Origin of the sequence: Paenibacillus taichungensis, assembly GCF_050994985.1 — a bacterium.
Taxonomy (GTDB): domain Bacteria; phylum Bacillota; class Bacilli; order Paenibacillales; family Paenibacillaceae; genus Paenibacillus; species Paenibacillus taichungensis.
Map to the genome: position 1 here is coordinate 5,979,377 of NZ_CP194720.1, position 15,176 is coordinate 5,994,552.

Consider the following 15,176-nt stretch of genomic DNA (forward strand, 5'->3'; position numbering starts at 1 on the left):
GCAATTAACTAACGGTACGTGGACGTTCCATCCGGCTTATTCCGGGGACTCTTAATGTCGCCCACTCCGGGCGATAATGTTCTATTTTGCCTACAATTACAGTCATGTCATCATAGATCTCATGTTGCTGATAACGAATAACACTTTCAAGCAGACAATCTGCTAATTCCTGAGGATCGTCACTATCAATTTCCTGAATGAGCCGCTTCATCCATAGTTCTTTGTTGACGGCATACCCCGGTGCATCATAGATACCATCTGTCATCATAATTAAAACGTCCCCTGGCTGAAGCTGTACGGTTACCAGATCCACCTCAATATCTTTGATAATACCAATCGGCAGATTGCTTGCCGAAACCTGAATAACCTCCTGCCCTCGTTTAATAAAACTTGGAGTCGATCCGATTTTCATAAACGTGGTCTCTGCCGTATATTCATCGATCAGAGCCATATCCACCGTTGCATACATTTCTTCAGGAGAACGCAGCATCAGAACGGAATTCACCGATTTGATCGCCAACTTCTCATCCATACCCGACTGTAACAACTGCTCCAGTATATTTAGTGCTGCACTGCTCTCCATGCGTGCCCGTTCCCCATTGCCCATGCCATCGCTAAGCGCAACTGCAAAGGTCCCGTTACCCAGTTCAACTGTACTGAAACTGTCCCCGGACATCACATCTCCCCCTTTGGCGGCGGCGGCAACACCCGTTGTTATCTCAAAAGTTTTGGCAGAGCCAAAGGTAACTGTCGCCAGCCCTTGGCGAGGGTCAAGCATCGTCTCATTCAAGACGGCAATATGCTCGTCCAGTACATCTGAGATCAGCGGAGCGATCATTTTCCGGCACTCGTCAAATCCGCGTGTATAGGCATGAACAATCTCAATTTCCACATTCCCCGCTTCCAGATTAATGATTTCAATAGAATGTATGGACAGACCTAACGACTCAAGCGCATCTCGAATCTGCTCCTCTTGTTGTACCATCTCCTCACTTTCCCGTTGAATTTCTTTCGCCAGGTCCTCCATTACCTGGGATACCCCTGATAATTGCTCTGCAACCAGCTGTCGACTATCTATAATCTGACGTTTCCATTGCATGTTATGTTGATGCAGACCATACTGGGCGCGCATCACTTCAAGTACCTCCTCCGGTTTCGCACATACCCTGTTCCATTCCACCGGAATTTGCTTGCCTGACATCTCCGGGTTGGCTTCAATGGAACTCATCACATCTGTCATATATTTATAGGTCTGAATAAACTTCGCATCCCAGCATTGGGCCTTCTTAAAGCAACCCGAACATGTGCCTTCGGCTACGGCATTCATGAAGTGCTCCATCCCGCCTTCGTTCTGTACCGGCTCCCCCGCGCCAGACATCTGATCGAAGCTGCGTGACAACTGACGGAATACCTGCGAGAAGCGGGTAACCCGTTCTGCGGTGACATCCCGTATTCTCTTCGCATATTCATGCTGCGACTTCGTATGATCCTGCGTGCCAGGAACATATTTGGATATGGCCGTCAGCATACTTTTTGGCGTTAACATAAACAGAACAATAGCTGCACATGTCTCCCATAAAGAATTCATGACATCTCCCGGTCCACCCAGATATATGGATAGAATAGAGGAACCCAGTAGCATGCCCAGAGCAACAGCCGCACGTTTTCCTTCCCGGAGCATACCTGCCAGCATGCCAGCAAAAGCAAGCAGACTCATCTGATATACCGCCGACATATCGGCCAAACTCAGAATGAGGCCAGTAATAACCCCAACCGAGGCTCCGAGGGGGGCTCCGCCCACCAGCGCGAAGATCAGAATGAGATACCGGGAGAGCATATGCTCTACAGACAGGGACTGGATCGTCCAGCCCACCGCCCCTGTCATCACGGAAGCCAGCAAGATGATCAGACAGAGGATCTCCTCGTTCTTTAGGTTGAATTTTTTTTTGCGATACGTGAAGATCGGTATGGCCTGTATGAAAACCAGGGTAAGCACAAAGCTGAGTACGGAATCCATCGTGAGCATTAACATGGCGTACCAGCTGAAAGACGGCCCAATAACGACGGCGAATAACTTGACCATAAAAGTAGTCGTAAACACCATCGTTGGCGCATAAGATAATTCAGCGCGGTCATAAGACTCCAGTCCTCTGAACAACAGATAGAAGATGGCGAGCTCCGAAGCAACAATCAGAGGTACCGGAAACGGAGCGAAGAGACTTCCTGCCAGCAACGCAGCCCCTACCGGAATAATGTAATCCCTACGCATGAAGGCGATAACCGCAAAGTAAGCAATCGCAAAGGGCGATAATTCATTCAGAATCATGGCCTTGCCCAGCAAAAATCCCATAAAGGTAAGAAGCAGCACCCATTTACGTGCAGCAACGATCTGGACGGCCTTGCGGGAGCTAATCCACTGTTTTAGGCGTACCGAAAGCTCCTCCCGAGCTTCTGTACCTCCTTTACCAGCTTTCATTCCCGGAAATTGAATGACATTCCACTTTTCCATCATCCTCAAGGCACCCCATTCGATTAATTTAATTTTCGTGTTTCGTTCTCGATGGTTCTGATTATAGATAGAATAGAAGACGTAGTTTGTCACAATTGGTGGGTAGGGTCCAAAAACTTTACGACAAAAGAAACAGACGCGGCGCGGTGGTGCGAAACCCCCGGCCTTATTGTGGTTTCATCCATTTGCCCAGACCCTTGCCGACAAGGCACTTGTCTGATTTTGAACCGGACGCGGTTCGTCATCGCCACGATTTGAGCAGGATACCTGTGGAATGCCACGGAAACCTGTCGGTAAAAAATGGTAGACGACAAATGTTCTTATGTACTTTTTTTCCTGCGCAGAAAAACTGGGGATATGGAGCTTCACTTTACAAAAACGGCTATGAATCCGGTTAAATGTCTATATCTGAACAGTTAAACCCCAACATTAAAAACAAACGCAAAAAAACCGTCAGCCCCAAGGCTAACGGTTCTTCTTATATTTTAAATCAGGTTGAACCAGATTACACGCGTTTGGCTCCACGGCCACCACGTTTGCCTTCTGTGTTCTTTTTCAGCGAAGAGATCCGCTCTTCACTATCTTTCAGGAAGCGTGACATTTTATCCTCAAATGAAGGTTTGCCTGCTGCGGGCTTGAAAGAACGGCCTCCGCGGTCACCACGGTTAAATCCACCGCCGCCACCACGACCTTGGCCACCACTTGGGCCTCCGCCGCTGAATCGTTCGCGATCTCCTCCACTGCGTTCCGGTCTAGGAGCTCTCGGGGGTCTGGACTGTGTTTGTTGCTCAACCGGTTTGTCAACAGCTTGCTTAATGGAAAGCCCAATCTTGCCATCCTTGTCAACGTTGATGACCTTAACGGTAACGAGGTCATTAAGCTTCAGGTGGTCGTTGACATCTTTGACATAATTGTCGGCGATTTCCGAGATGTGAACGAGACCCGTGACACCTCCTGACAGATCCACAAATGCTCCAAAATGCGTGATGCCTGTCACCTTGCCCTCTAACTTGGTGCCCACTTCAATTGCCATAGAATAAAATGATCCTCCCTTAAAAATATACAACCCGATTTTTTGAATGCCAAAATCAATGCTGTGCTAATTTAATTATACCTTATGCCGCAAACCAAGGTCAACTGAGCACTACCCCTTAAGGTAGCCTATTTTTTCCGGTATAACGGCTTCAGACATATAGATAACAATCCTTGCTCAATAATGAGCCAAATTACATCAGTTCCCTGACTCTTCAACCTGAATTGGTGTTTCCTCAGGCAGATAGTATCCTTTTTTCCGAGCCAGCTGTCCTATGTATTCGGGATCCTTCAACCGACTGACTTCGTACTTCAATTGAGCCAGCTTCTTCAACGTCTCTTCCTTTGAAGATTGCTGGGCAGCCAGATGAGAACTCTTGTCCGAAATTTGCGCAGTCTGCACAAGGAACGTATATCCTGCCCAAATGATAAACACAACCATAAAGGTCATCCATAGCATGAGACGCCTTTTGGCACCTGCAGATTTTCCTTGGCCTGCTGGAGCTTTTGATTTGTTCATAGGTGTTTTACCCATTATCGGACCTCCTTAAAACCAGCGTTTCCACATCGCTGCGATACTTGAACCCGCACGGATCAGGAAGCGTGGCGTAACCCAATGTTTCAGGATTGGCCTAAACATCCAGCGGAACAACTTGCCGAAAGGTACCAAACATTGCAGCACCAGCTTACCCAGGAATAACAGTATGGCGAGTACGAAACCAAATAATACGCGCACTAGCTTGTATAGTCCTTTAGCGGGCATAACGATCAGGATGTTAAGGATATGTCCACACCAATGAATCAGCGTTCTTGCGAGTTTAATTAACATTACCACAAAACGCTGGGTTGTAACACTTAAAAGCCAAAAATAGAAGCAAACCCCTATAATCAGCCCCAAAAAGACATAAAACCGCAGCTGTCCGTGGTTCCCGGCGTACAGCATCCGGAAGACGAACAGCGCGGAAGCGACCCAATACAACAGATCTAGCGTGTGGACGCTCCATCTCGGGAACCGCAGCTGACCGGACAGTACCCGGTAACTGTCGTAGGCCATCCCCATCACGGCTCCCGACATCAGCATCCACATCAATGTGATCCATTGAGTATCCGGACTCATCGGAACATCTTGCCGAACAGGCCTTTACCGTTTTTGGACTGAGAACCGGGGTCCAGATATTGAAGAGAACTGACAGTGCCCTCGATGGATAACAAACCGTCCTCCAGGCTCAGGTTTTTGATATGTAAATTGTGCCCCCGGATGGTCAGATGCCCAAGTTCAGTTTGCAGCAAAAATTCCTCACTGTCGAAGCTCTCCACATTGGAGACACCCGTCAGATCCAGCAGTTTCCGATTCTGCATGCTCAGATGATGCTGTTTCGTCTTACTTTGCTCAACCATGGCATGTACCCCTCCTTCTTAACCCTAGCTTATGGATCAGAAGTGCAGAATAGAACCAAGGTTGGATGAAAGCAATTGTCCGGATAACAGTGGAACACAAAAACGCCCTTCCCTGCACGGGAAAGGCGTTTCTCTTCATTTTGCAATGAATGTTGTAGAAAAGTATATCAGGCATCCCTGTTACCAGTTCAGACCGTTATCCTTGGCGATCGGCTCTTCCTTAACCAAGGTGTAGAGGCTGCTCGCCTCATCCTTCTTGGTACTCTCTGCAAGACGCTCCACCTTCACGGTGACCAGCTTTTGACCGAACTGAACCGTAAGCTCATCGCCCACTTTGACAGCGGCGCTTGGCTTCGCTTCACGTCCGTTCACCAGCACACGTCCCTGTTCGGAAACGTCCTTGGCTACGGTGCGGCGTTTGATCAGCCGAGAGACCTTCAGGAATTTATCAAGACGCATTATTTTACGGCTTCTTTAAGTTTGTTGCCTGCTTTGAACGCAGGAACGGTGGACTCAGGAATCACGATTTCATTCCCTGTTTGTGGGTTACGTCCGGTACGACCGGAACGTTTGCGGGTCTCAAAAGTGCCAAAGCCGATCAGTTGTACTTTGTCTCCGCTGGCAAGTGCATCTGTAATTTCTCCCAAAAAGCCGTTCAATACGGACTCAACGTCTTTTTTAGTCAAACCGCTTTTGGTGGAAATGTTGTTAATCAGATCTGTTTTGTTCATTTTTAAAAGCCTCCCAAATTGAAAAAAAAGTATCTGCGAATCCGTGACAACAGATCTGCTGCTGCTGGCTCCGCGCAAGGTTACTACACATGTATTCTGGCTTGGCATCTGAAATCCTGCCTCGGTCTTCGACTTTTTTTCACTTTTTGTCGGTCCTGCCCAAGAACAGTCTAAGTCCAGTACCCGAAACACCTCTCCGTTAATCACACGCTTTCTTGTGCAATTCGCTCGAGATGCTTCGACAACGATACGCATGATGCAACTAATGATATCGGATCAGCGCCCAAAATGCCAGAACCCTTTACAATCCAGCCTTTTTCGCTGCCTGCCAGTATTTCTCCATTTCATCGACATTGCTGTCTGAAGGAGTTCTTCCCTGTTCACGTAGACGCTCCTCGATATACTGGAAACGCTGAATGAATTTCCGATTGGTGGCGGCAAGCGCCTCCTCCGGATCTGTATCAATAAATCTCGCAACATTGGCCGCTGCAAACAATAAATCGCCCAGTTCCAACTTCCGCTCTTCCGCAGATTGGTTATGCTGTACCGCTTCTTTTAGCTCTGCCAGTTCTTCCTCGATCTTGGCAAAGACACCTTCCACGTCATCCCAATCGAAGCCAACTTTGGCCGCTTTTTTCTGTAATTTGTACCCTTTCATCAAGGCGGGCAAGTCACGGGGAATGCCTTCCAGCACAGAAGTCTGCTGTAGATCCTGTCCCTTGCGCTTTTTCTCCTCTGCCTTCATCTGTTCCCAGTTTTGCAACGCTTCATTCGCATTCCCTGCCTGTTGTTCACCGAATACGTGCGGATGACGGAAAATTAGCTTGTCGTTCAATCCTTCAATAACATCGTACACGTTAAACGTGCCAACCTCTTCTTCCATCTGGGAGTGCAGCAAAATCTGCAACAGGAGATCACCTAGCTCTTCCTTCATGTGATCAGGATCATCTTCATCAATCGTTTCAATAACTTCATAGGTTTCCTCAATCAGGTTTTTGCGGATCGACTGGTGGGTCTGCTCCTGATCCCATGGACAGCCGCCTGGACTGCGAAGAATATTCACGATTTCATGAAGTCGTGCGAAGGAGCGCCGACGAAGCGCGTCATCCGTATTTTTGGGCACATATATCAATGAGAGATTACCGTACCCTTCAATCCGGTCCAGATCATGCAGCGGTACCTTGTGTATGATTTCCTGTCCCTGTACACCCAAGGCATGTCCGACAAATACCGGATAATCGTCAGGATAAACGTCCATCAGGCACAGTTTAACGTCGGAAGCGGTAAACACATCATATACTTGTCCAATCAAGGTATGAAGCTGCGGCTGCACCAGTTCCGTATTCAGACTGCTGGCATCGAGAAGCTGAAACCCTTCAATAGGATCGAATCCAAGACGAATAAACGCCTCATCCAGAAAGCTTTCCCCGCCCATAACGCGCAGCGAAATGCCCATTTGTGGGCAGCGCTCCTTCAACAGGCGTACACTCGCTTCAGCGACCATGGGATGCCCTGGCACGGCATAAACGATCTCGGTACCCGGCTCGCCCTTACGTGCGGCCTCAATCAGCCGGTCTGCAATTTCGTCGTACACTTCCGGAAAAGAATCCTTCGCCTCATAGATGGCATCAAAGGATGTCATCTCCAATCCTTCCTGCTTGAGATCATTCAATACGGGATGATCCAGTGTGCGTACATACAGCATCGCTGCATGCTTCATTTTTTTGATGATTCCTACCGTCAGCTGATCTGCATCTCCAGATCCAAGACCGACTACTGTCAAAGCTGCACTCATCTTTATAAGCCTCCATCCGAACTATCCTGTCCCGACTTTCCATCCTTGATCAAAACCAACTCGAGGATGGGTCATAATAGTACAGGACAGGGCTCTATAATTACACGTATTATACCAGAATTAGACGTTATCCTATAATTGCATTTGCATATGACACGGTGTGACTCATTCAACATCCGCTGCTCCGCTTTAGAATGCGAGAGCCGGGGTGAATGGACGGTGTGGCGCTAAGTGTAGCAGCGCAACGTGAGGGTTAGCGCAGCACACGCAGTCTGCGCAGCAGCTTGGCTAGCAGCGGCCCCAGCTTGGGCACGGCCGCCAGCTCTGCGGCGGTCAGCAGTCCCGTTCGGGCCGCTGCCAGCAAGAACACGGCCGAGCCTGCAGCTATGCCAAGCAGGCTCACGCCCATCGCGGCCAGCCTGCGGTCGGCCGCGATACCGATGCCGCCGAGCAGAGCTTCGGCGGCCCAGGCCGTGCCTGCCGCCGCCACGCTCATGGCGGCGATCACCAGCGCCGGCTTCGCCAAGACGGCGCCGGGAGCGGGGCGCAGGGCGACAAGTCGCGCCAGCAGCGCCACATTCAGGCCAGCCGCCAGCATGTAGGCGACTGCGCCTGCCAGGGCCGCGCCGCTGATGCCCAGCGCCGGCACAAGCATGACGTTCAGCAGCGCCTTGACGCCTGCGGCGGCCAGCATGCTGAACGCAGGAGCGCGCACGGCGCCGAGGCCTTGCAGCAGCGCCGCCGCGATAATGCTGACGGTGCTGCCCGCAGCCGTCAGCGCCATGTACCGCAGGGCTTCGGTGCCTGCGGCATCCCCGTACAGCATGCGGTTAATCGGCTCTGCCAGCACCGCCAAACCTGCGGATGCCGCCAGGCCAATTAACCAGAACCAGCGCAGCGCAAGGCCTGCTTGCTGCCTCACGGCTTCTGGCCCGCCTTTCAGTCGGGCTTCGGCCATCGCCGGAATAAAGAGCACAGACAGTGACGTGGCAAGCATCGTGACTAACTGAACCAGCGGCAATCCCCGGTTGTAAATTCCGAAGGACACCATGGATTGAAGCTCATCCAGCCCTTCTCGTCTTAACAAGCGGGGTACCGTAAAGGTATCCACCAGATTCATCAATGGCACAGCCAATGATCCAAGACAGACCGGAATGGCATAGATCAGTAGCGTCCGCATCCACTCACCGTTGGATCGCCGCTCCTCAGGCAGAAGGCTGCTCCCCACGCTTCGGTGTTCTTTGTTTTTCTCCATTTGCCCAGCTGCCTCAGTACTTTTCATAACAGCGAGCCTTTCCCCATTTTTCCGTCGATGATGGTACACATATCCAAGCATCGTAACTAACCCGGCAAGCCCTCCTGCCACTGAGCCAATCATAGCTCCAGCTGCTATAGTCTCCAATGAAGCGTCCCGTCCCATGAGCCACAACAACAGAACAATCATCACCGTGACCCGTACAGTCTGCTCTACCACCTGGGATACCGCTGTAGGCACCATTTGCTGCAACCCCTGGAAATATCCGCGCAAGCCTGTCATCACCGGTACAAACAACAATGCCATCGAAGCTGCCCGAATGGACGCTACGACACTTCCGTTACCAATCAGGTCTCCAATAAGCGGTGCACCGATATACATTAACAAAGCCAGCGCCAGTCCAATTCCACCGAGCAGCATCGAGGACAAGCGTATAACCCTCCTGCCTTCTTCCGGTCGACCAAGTGCATTCTGCTCGGCTACGAATTTGGATACAGCCACAGGCAGCCCTGCAGCAGCAATGGTAATGATGAGCATATAGAACGGGTACACCGTGTTGTAGATGCCAAAAACACCGTCTCCCCCCAGATTCTGTAGCGGAATCTTCTGAAAAGCACCAATGATTTTGGATATAATGGCGGCAAGCCCAAGTACAAATGCGCCCTGAAGCAATCTTGAGCCTGTAGACAACTGTTTCATATGTCCCTCCTGCGTATGTCCATGCGTTCTTTCTCCAAAGTATACCTAGTTATTATACCTGTCCAAAGGCGCACAGACTAACCCTTCCAGGTATCCTGTCCTTCAGGACATCATCCACACGGTCTACAGCTTCCCTAAAATGCAAAAACTCCTGGTTGCCCTCAGGGCACCAGGAGTTAATCTGCTTTTTTTATTGCTCCATCTGTTTGCCAAGGAACCCGGCAGCCGTTTCAGACATTTTGATTTCCATCTGAGACATCTTCACCGACTCATCCTTGTTGAAAAGGATAACCGTTCCGATGGGGTCACCACCCGAAATGATTGGGGCGATAACAAAAGACGATAACGTCTCGTCATGATCTTTGCTAAGCTCATAAGAACCATTGTTGGTCTCCAAAATCGTCTTCCGGTTTTCCATACAACTCTCCACCAGTTGACCTACCTGCTTGTCCAAATACTCTTTCTTGGAACCGCCTGCGACCGTAATAATCGTATCGCGGTCAGAGATCATCGTTACATGGCCTGTACTTTCATACAGCGATTCTGCATATTCTTTGGCAAAATCACCAAGTTCGCCAATCGGCGAGTATTTTTTAAGAATAACTTCTCCATCGCGGTCCACAAAAATCTCAAGTGGATCGCCTTCACGGATACGTAACGTACGGCGGATTTCTTTCGGAATGACCACTCGACCGAGGTCATCTATACGGCGGACAATACCAGTAGCTTTCATTTCACATGTTGCCCCACTTTCTCGAGAAGATTTTTCAACTACTGTTCCTTAATGGGTAGAGGAAAGTCCCAGAACGTTTAGTGTGATATCTTGACCATAGTATTCATCTGTTCCCATTTCCTTATACATACTTTGGAGAATATAGTTGTGTAAACTTCCACAGAAGGCGACCATGTACCCACTTTGCTCCATAGATACAAGCAAAAGCAAGAGGGAGGCCTTAAGTCCCCCTCTTGCTTTTCTGTATGATTGTCCATATTTGAAGCGTTCAGTGTATCACCCAGACAAACGTACTAGCTGGATGTACGCATTCGCTATCTTACTTACCGCTTGTATCTGTACTTTCATCTGTTTTTGTATCCTTGTCGGTTCCAGTTGTTCCTTGATCCGTTTTGGTATCGGTACCCGCATCGGTTTTTTCACCCTCAGTACCAGTTCCTGTACCGGTTGTGCCTTCGGTAGTACCTTCAGTCGTACCTTCTTCAGCCTTGTCTGTTTTCGGCAGTTTTACTTCTTTTACGATTTTGTCCAGTTCGCTGGTCATGAATGTATCGATCTCAGCAGCGGCCAATTGGCTTTTGAGTGTTTCTTTTTGTTCAGCAGTCAATTTCGCGTAGTCCGCTTCTGTACGTTTTTCTACTTTCATGATGTGATAACCATATTCAGTCTCTACAGGATCACTGATTTTGTTCAATGGCAGCGTTTTTGCTGCTTCCTTGAACGCATCTACCCAGCTAGCTACAGGTGTATCTTCATACAATCCGCCTTTTTCTGCAGAACCTGTGTCTTCAGAGTATTTCTTCGCAATTTCAGCAAAGTCTGCTCCGCCGTCCAATTTGGCTTTCACTTCTTTTGCAAGTTTCAGAGCATCTTCCTTTTTACGCTCTTTTTGCGTTTTTGGATCAGTAAAGTTAATCAGTACATGACGAACAGACGCCGTTGTGAACTGATCTTTATTTTTCTCAAATTCAGCTTTAATCGCATCTTCAGTAACGCCAGTTTCTTTGTCCTTAATTACCGTCATAATGCGAGTCATGTAATCCTTAATGTTCTGGTCTGTCAGATTCTGAGCTTTCAGCATCTCAGTCCATTGGTCAGCTTGAACAGAAGCTTTCATTTTGTCGAATTGCTCTGTCGCTGTTTTTTCACCTTCGGTTTTGGCTGCATCACTTGCTTTTCCACTCAAATATTCATATGCAACTTCCTGTTTTACCAGGTACTCCTTGAAATCATCCATATCCATCATTTGTGCATATTCCGGATAGAGGAATTTCATGACCCGTTGCTCCATGTCGAATTCATTGGCTGTAATTGTACCGCCATCATACGTAGCGACTACTGCACTTGTATCCTTTGGTTCCGTTGTCGCTTCTTCCTTCTTGCCACAAGCAGCAAGCAGTGATAGGGACAGTACTGCTACCATACTCACAGACAGTACTTTCCCTACTTTTTTATACTTTGCTAACATCCTTTAGTTCCCCCTTTGATTTAAAAGCACTTTTCATGGACTCCAGAAATTTCTCTACCAGCTCCATCAGTTGCTTGTCCCCAAGCCCTTTGCCCTTGACATGAATAAGCATATGGGGTCCTTGTTCAAATTGTACACGTCTTTCGAACTGATTTCCAATGTGTGCGATTTTTGAGAGCTCAAATGCATGTTCTCGGCCTTCATAGAACTTCACTGTAAGATCATCTCCGCGTTGGGAGATGGATTCAATACCGTAGATCTTGCCATAGACTTTCATTCTAGCCACCGCCAGCAGATTGATCACGGCTTCCGGCAGATCTCCGAATCGGTCAACCAATTCGTCTTCCAGTTCCATTGCATCGTCGAAGGAGGCAATAACCGCCACTTTTTTATAAATTTCAATCTTCTGAATACTGTCATAAATATAATCCGACGGCAAGTACGCATCGATACTGAGATCCAGCGTTGTGTTCCACTGATCGGATGGCACCGGCTCTTCGCCAAGCATCGTAACTTTGCGTTTGTTAATTTCCTCTGCCAGCATCTGAGAATACAGATCGAATCCGACAGACGCAATAAAGCCGTGCTGTTCAGCTCCGAGCAGATTACCCGCGCCGCGGATCGACAAATCACGCATCGCGATCTTGAATCCCGAACCCAGTTCGGTGAATTCCTTGATCGATTGCAGACGTTTCTCAGCAACTTCGGTCAGCACTTTGTCCCGTTGGTACGTGAAATAGGCATACGCAATCCGATTGGAACGTCCCACCCGTCCACGCAGCTGGTAAAGCTGTGAGAGACCCATTTTGTCCGCGTCATGCACGATCAGCGTATTTACGTTAGGAATATCCACCCCGGTCTCAATGATGCTTGTGCTGACGAGCACGTCATATTCACCATCCAGGAAGTCCAGAATAGTTTTCTCCAGCTCCGTTTCCGACATCTGGCCATGCCCCACACCCACCTTGGCTTCAGGGACCAATTCGGAAATTTCGGCAGCCATCTCCTGAATTCCCTGCACACGGTTATACAAGTAGTAGACCTGACCACCACGAGCTAACTCACGTTCAATCGCTTCACGAACAAGCGCCTGACTGTGTTCAACGACATATGTCTGTACCGGAAAACGGTTTTCCGGCGGTGTCTCGATAACCGACAGATCCCGAACGCCCAGCATGGACATGTGAAGGGTACGCGGAATCGGCGTCGCTGTCAGTGTCAGCACGTCCACGTTTGTTTTCAGCTTTTTCAGTTTTTCCTTGTGAGTTACACCAAAGCGCTGCTCTTCATCTACAATTAACAGGCCAAGATCCTTGAAGACTAGATCCTGTGACAATAACCGATGAGTACCAATGACGATATCGACGGTGCCTGCCTTGATGCCTTTGGCCGTCTCATTCTGTTCTTTACGTGAACGGAATCGACTAAGTACATGAATGTTGAATGGATAACCCGAGAAACGCTCACGGAACGTTTCATAATGCTGCTGTGCCAAAATGGTTGTAGGTACCAATACAGCAACTTGTTTCCCCTCAATGGCAGCCTTAAATGCAGCACGGATCGCAACCTCGGTTTTGCCGTAACCGACATCCCCACACAATAAACGGTCCATCGGACGATTTTGTTCCATATCCTTCTTGATTTCTTCAATTGCACGCACCTGATCACGTGTCTCATCATAAGGGAACATGTCCTCGAACTCCTGCTGTTCCGCAGAGTCTTTGTCGAAGCCGAAGCCTTTTGACGTCTGGCGTTCCGCATAAAGCTTGATTAGATCATCAGCAATATCCTGTACAGATGTGCGGACTTTGTTCTTAACCCGTGTCCACTCATTACCGCCCAGCTTATATATTTTCGGCTCTTTCTCTTCCGAACCGACATATTTCTGAATCAGATCAATCTGCTCAATCGGTACAGACAGTTTGTCTCCACCTGCATATAGAATATGCATGTAATCCTTGTGAATACCGCCAACCTCAAGTGTGCCGATCCCGAGATACTTACCAATCCCGTGATTCTGGTGAACGACATAATCGCCCACTTTCAGCTCACTATAGGATTTAATGCGTTCAGCGTTGTCCACATTGCGAATCGGTTTGCGCACTTTGCGCTGCTTCTGTGAGAACATCTCACCTTCGGTAACGACAGCCAGATGAATAGAAGGCATTTCAAATCCGGTTTGCAAGTTGCCAATAAGCATCTCCGGCTCAGGGATATCATAGTCCATGAGTACCCGGCGCATCCGATCAAGTCTTTCCTCACCGTTAGCCAGCATGAGTACTTGAACTCCGGCTTTCTGCCAGCGCTCCATTTCTGCTTTGAGCACATTCATCTGACCATGGAAGTCCTGCATTCCACGGCTGATAAAGTTAAGGATATTCTGCGGTTGGGTATGAGGAACCTGACGCAAAAAGATGGACATAAACAGCGTCTGGAATGGACGTTCATAGATCAGATCATCCCCATCTGCCGACAGATGCAGGTCCGGAAGAGTCTTCCCGTTTTGCATCAAATGAAGATTCCACTCCGACTCATCCCGGTCAAGCTGTTTCGACGTCTCAGCGAGCCTTGCTGGCTCGTCGAGTACAAGTAACGTATCTTCTGGCATGTAGTCGTAGATCGTCTTGTTTTCCGGATAGAGCGGTGAAATATATTTATACATTTCGGAGAAATACACATGCTCCCGTAGAAGTTCGATCTCGCGATGAATTTCTTCTCGCAGACGCAGCTTAGCCTGCCGATCCGTCATTTTCTCCAACTGTTGGTCAAGCAAAATAACGGCTGCATCGGCAGCCTTCTCCATACGTTCACGATCTGCAATTAACTCTTTGCACGGCAGAACCGTCACTTCATCAATTCGTTCAATGGAACGCTGGTCTGCAGGATCAAATGTACGAATGGAATCGATCTCATCATCGAATAATTCCACACGATACGCAATGGACGATGTGACTGGGTAGAAGTCAATAATTCCACCACGCACGCTCATCTCGCCACGTGATTCTACACGCTCTACACGTTCATATCCGAGCTTCACCATCTCCAGCAGGAATGAATCCAGCTCCAGTGTATTACCTTGTTTAATTGTAATCTGAGCATTAGCCATCACTTCTGGAAGTGGAACATAGCGCCGTACCCCGGAAAACGGGATAACAACAACGCCCCTGAATCCCTGGGCGCAACGGACCAACACGTCAATACGCTGACCCAATGTTTCCGGACTGGAAACAGCAGCTTCAGCGGCAACAAGTTCGTTGGCAGGATAGAGCAGCACCTGATCCGGTGAAAGCGCTTCCTGTAAATCTTCTGCGATTTTTTGAGCGGAAAACATATTGTGTGTCACAACGAGCAGGGGTCTGTTCATTTCCTGATGTAAGGCAGCCAGCATAATCTGACGTGCCGAACCGGATAAGCCCGAAACCAATTGCTCCTTCATACCGGATGTAATCCCGGCCGTAATGGATCCGAAGTCCGGATCTTTGGAAAAAGCCTGTATAAGTGCTTGTAACAAAAGGGGCACCTCTCTTATAACTTACTTGAGTATCTCACGCCTACG

General features: G+C 48.8%; 12 protein-coding genes. All 12 read right to left on the minus strand.

Annotated elements, in window-relative coordinates; translation table 11 throughout:
* Positions 1–4: 4 nt before the first annotated feature.
* Entirely contained in the window at positions 5–2,512 is a 2,508-nt protein-coding gene (gene spoIIE, locus ACR1R9_RS27045; RefSeq protein WP_175382519.1) for a stage II sporulation protein E, read from the minus strand.
* Positions 2,513–3,014: 502 nt separating this feature from the next.
* Positions 3,015–3,542: a S1 domain-containing RNA-binding protein gene (locus tag ACR1R9_RS27050; RefSeq protein WP_076292124.1), complete on the minus strand. Its 528-nt coding sequence runs from the start codon at positions 3,540–3,542 to the stop codon at positions 3,015–3,017.
* A gap of 198 nt (positions 3,543–3,740) precedes the next feature.
* Complete coding sequence (locus ACR1R9_RS27055) at positions 3,741–4,076, minus strand: FtsB family cell division protein (protein WP_076292123.1); 336 nt, start codon at positions 4,074–4,076, stop codon at positions 3,741–3,743.
* 12 nt (positions 4,077–4,088) lie between these two features.
* Positions 4,089–4,658 carry a spore cortex biosynthesis protein YabQ gene (gene yabQ, locus ACR1R9_RS27060; RefSeq protein WP_024633722.1) on the minus strand — a complete coding sequence of 190 codons (570 nt, stop codon included), beginning with the start codon at positions 4,656–4,658 and terminating at the stop codon, positions 4,089–4,091.
* Positions 4,655–4,939 (minus strand): sporulation protein YabP, encoded by a 285-nt coding sequence (gene yabP, locus ACR1R9_RS27065; RefSeq protein WP_053778920.1) that lies wholly within the window; start codon positions 4,937–4,939, stop codon positions 4,655–4,657. Before yabP ends, yabQ begins: the two co-directional genes overlap by 4 nt.
* A 180-nt stretch (positions 4,940–5,119) precedes the next feature.
* Positions 5,120–5,398 (minus strand): RNA-binding S4 domain-containing protein, encoded by a 279-nt coding sequence (locus ACR1R9_RS27070; protein ID WP_024633720.1) that lies wholly within the window; start codon positions 5,396–5,398, stop codon positions 5,120–5,122.
* A complete protein-coding gene (locus ACR1R9_RS27075; RefSeq protein WP_017691362.1) occupies positions 5,398–5,670 on the minus strand; it encodes an HU family DNA-binding protein in 273 nt (90 codons plus the stop codon). Before ACR1R9_RS27075 ends, ACR1R9_RS27070 begins: the two co-directional genes overlap by 1 nt.
* Positions 5,671–5,971: 301 nt before the next feature.
* Entirely contained in the window at positions 5,972–7,465 is a 1,494-nt protein-coding gene (mazG, locus tag ACR1R9_RS27080; RefSeq protein ID WP_433922281.1) for a nucleoside triphosphate pyrophosphohydrolase, read from the minus strand.
* A 253-nt stretch (positions 7,466–7,718) separates the two neighbouring features.
* Entirely contained in the window at positions 7,719–9,419 is a 1,701-nt protein-coding gene (locus tag ACR1R9_RS27085) for a putative polysaccharide biosynthesis protein (protein ID WP_433922280.1), read from the minus strand.
* A 190-nt stretch (positions 9,420–9,609) separates the two neighbouring features.
* Complete coding sequence (spoVT, locus tag ACR1R9_RS27090) at positions 9,610–10,152, minus strand: stage V sporulation protein T (protein WP_076292120.1); 543 nt, start codon at positions 10,150–10,152, stop codon at positions 9,610–9,612.
* A 319-nt stretch (positions 10,153–10,471) separates the two neighbouring features.
* A complete protein-coding gene (locus tag ACR1R9_RS27095) occupies positions 10,472–11,620 on the minus strand; it encodes a peptidylprolyl isomerase (RefSeq protein WP_076292119.1) in 1,149 nt (382 codons plus the stop codon).
* On the minus strand, positions 11,604–15,131 hold the full coding sequence (gene mfd, locus ACR1R9_RS27100) for a transcription-repair coupling factor (RefSeq protein ID WP_076292118.1): 3,528 nt from the start codon (positions 15,129–15,131) through the stop codon (positions 11,604–11,606). The genes ACR1R9_RS27095 and mfd overlap by 17 nt, the downstream gene beginning before the upstream one ends.
* Positions 15,132–15,176: the final 45 nt, after the last annotated feature.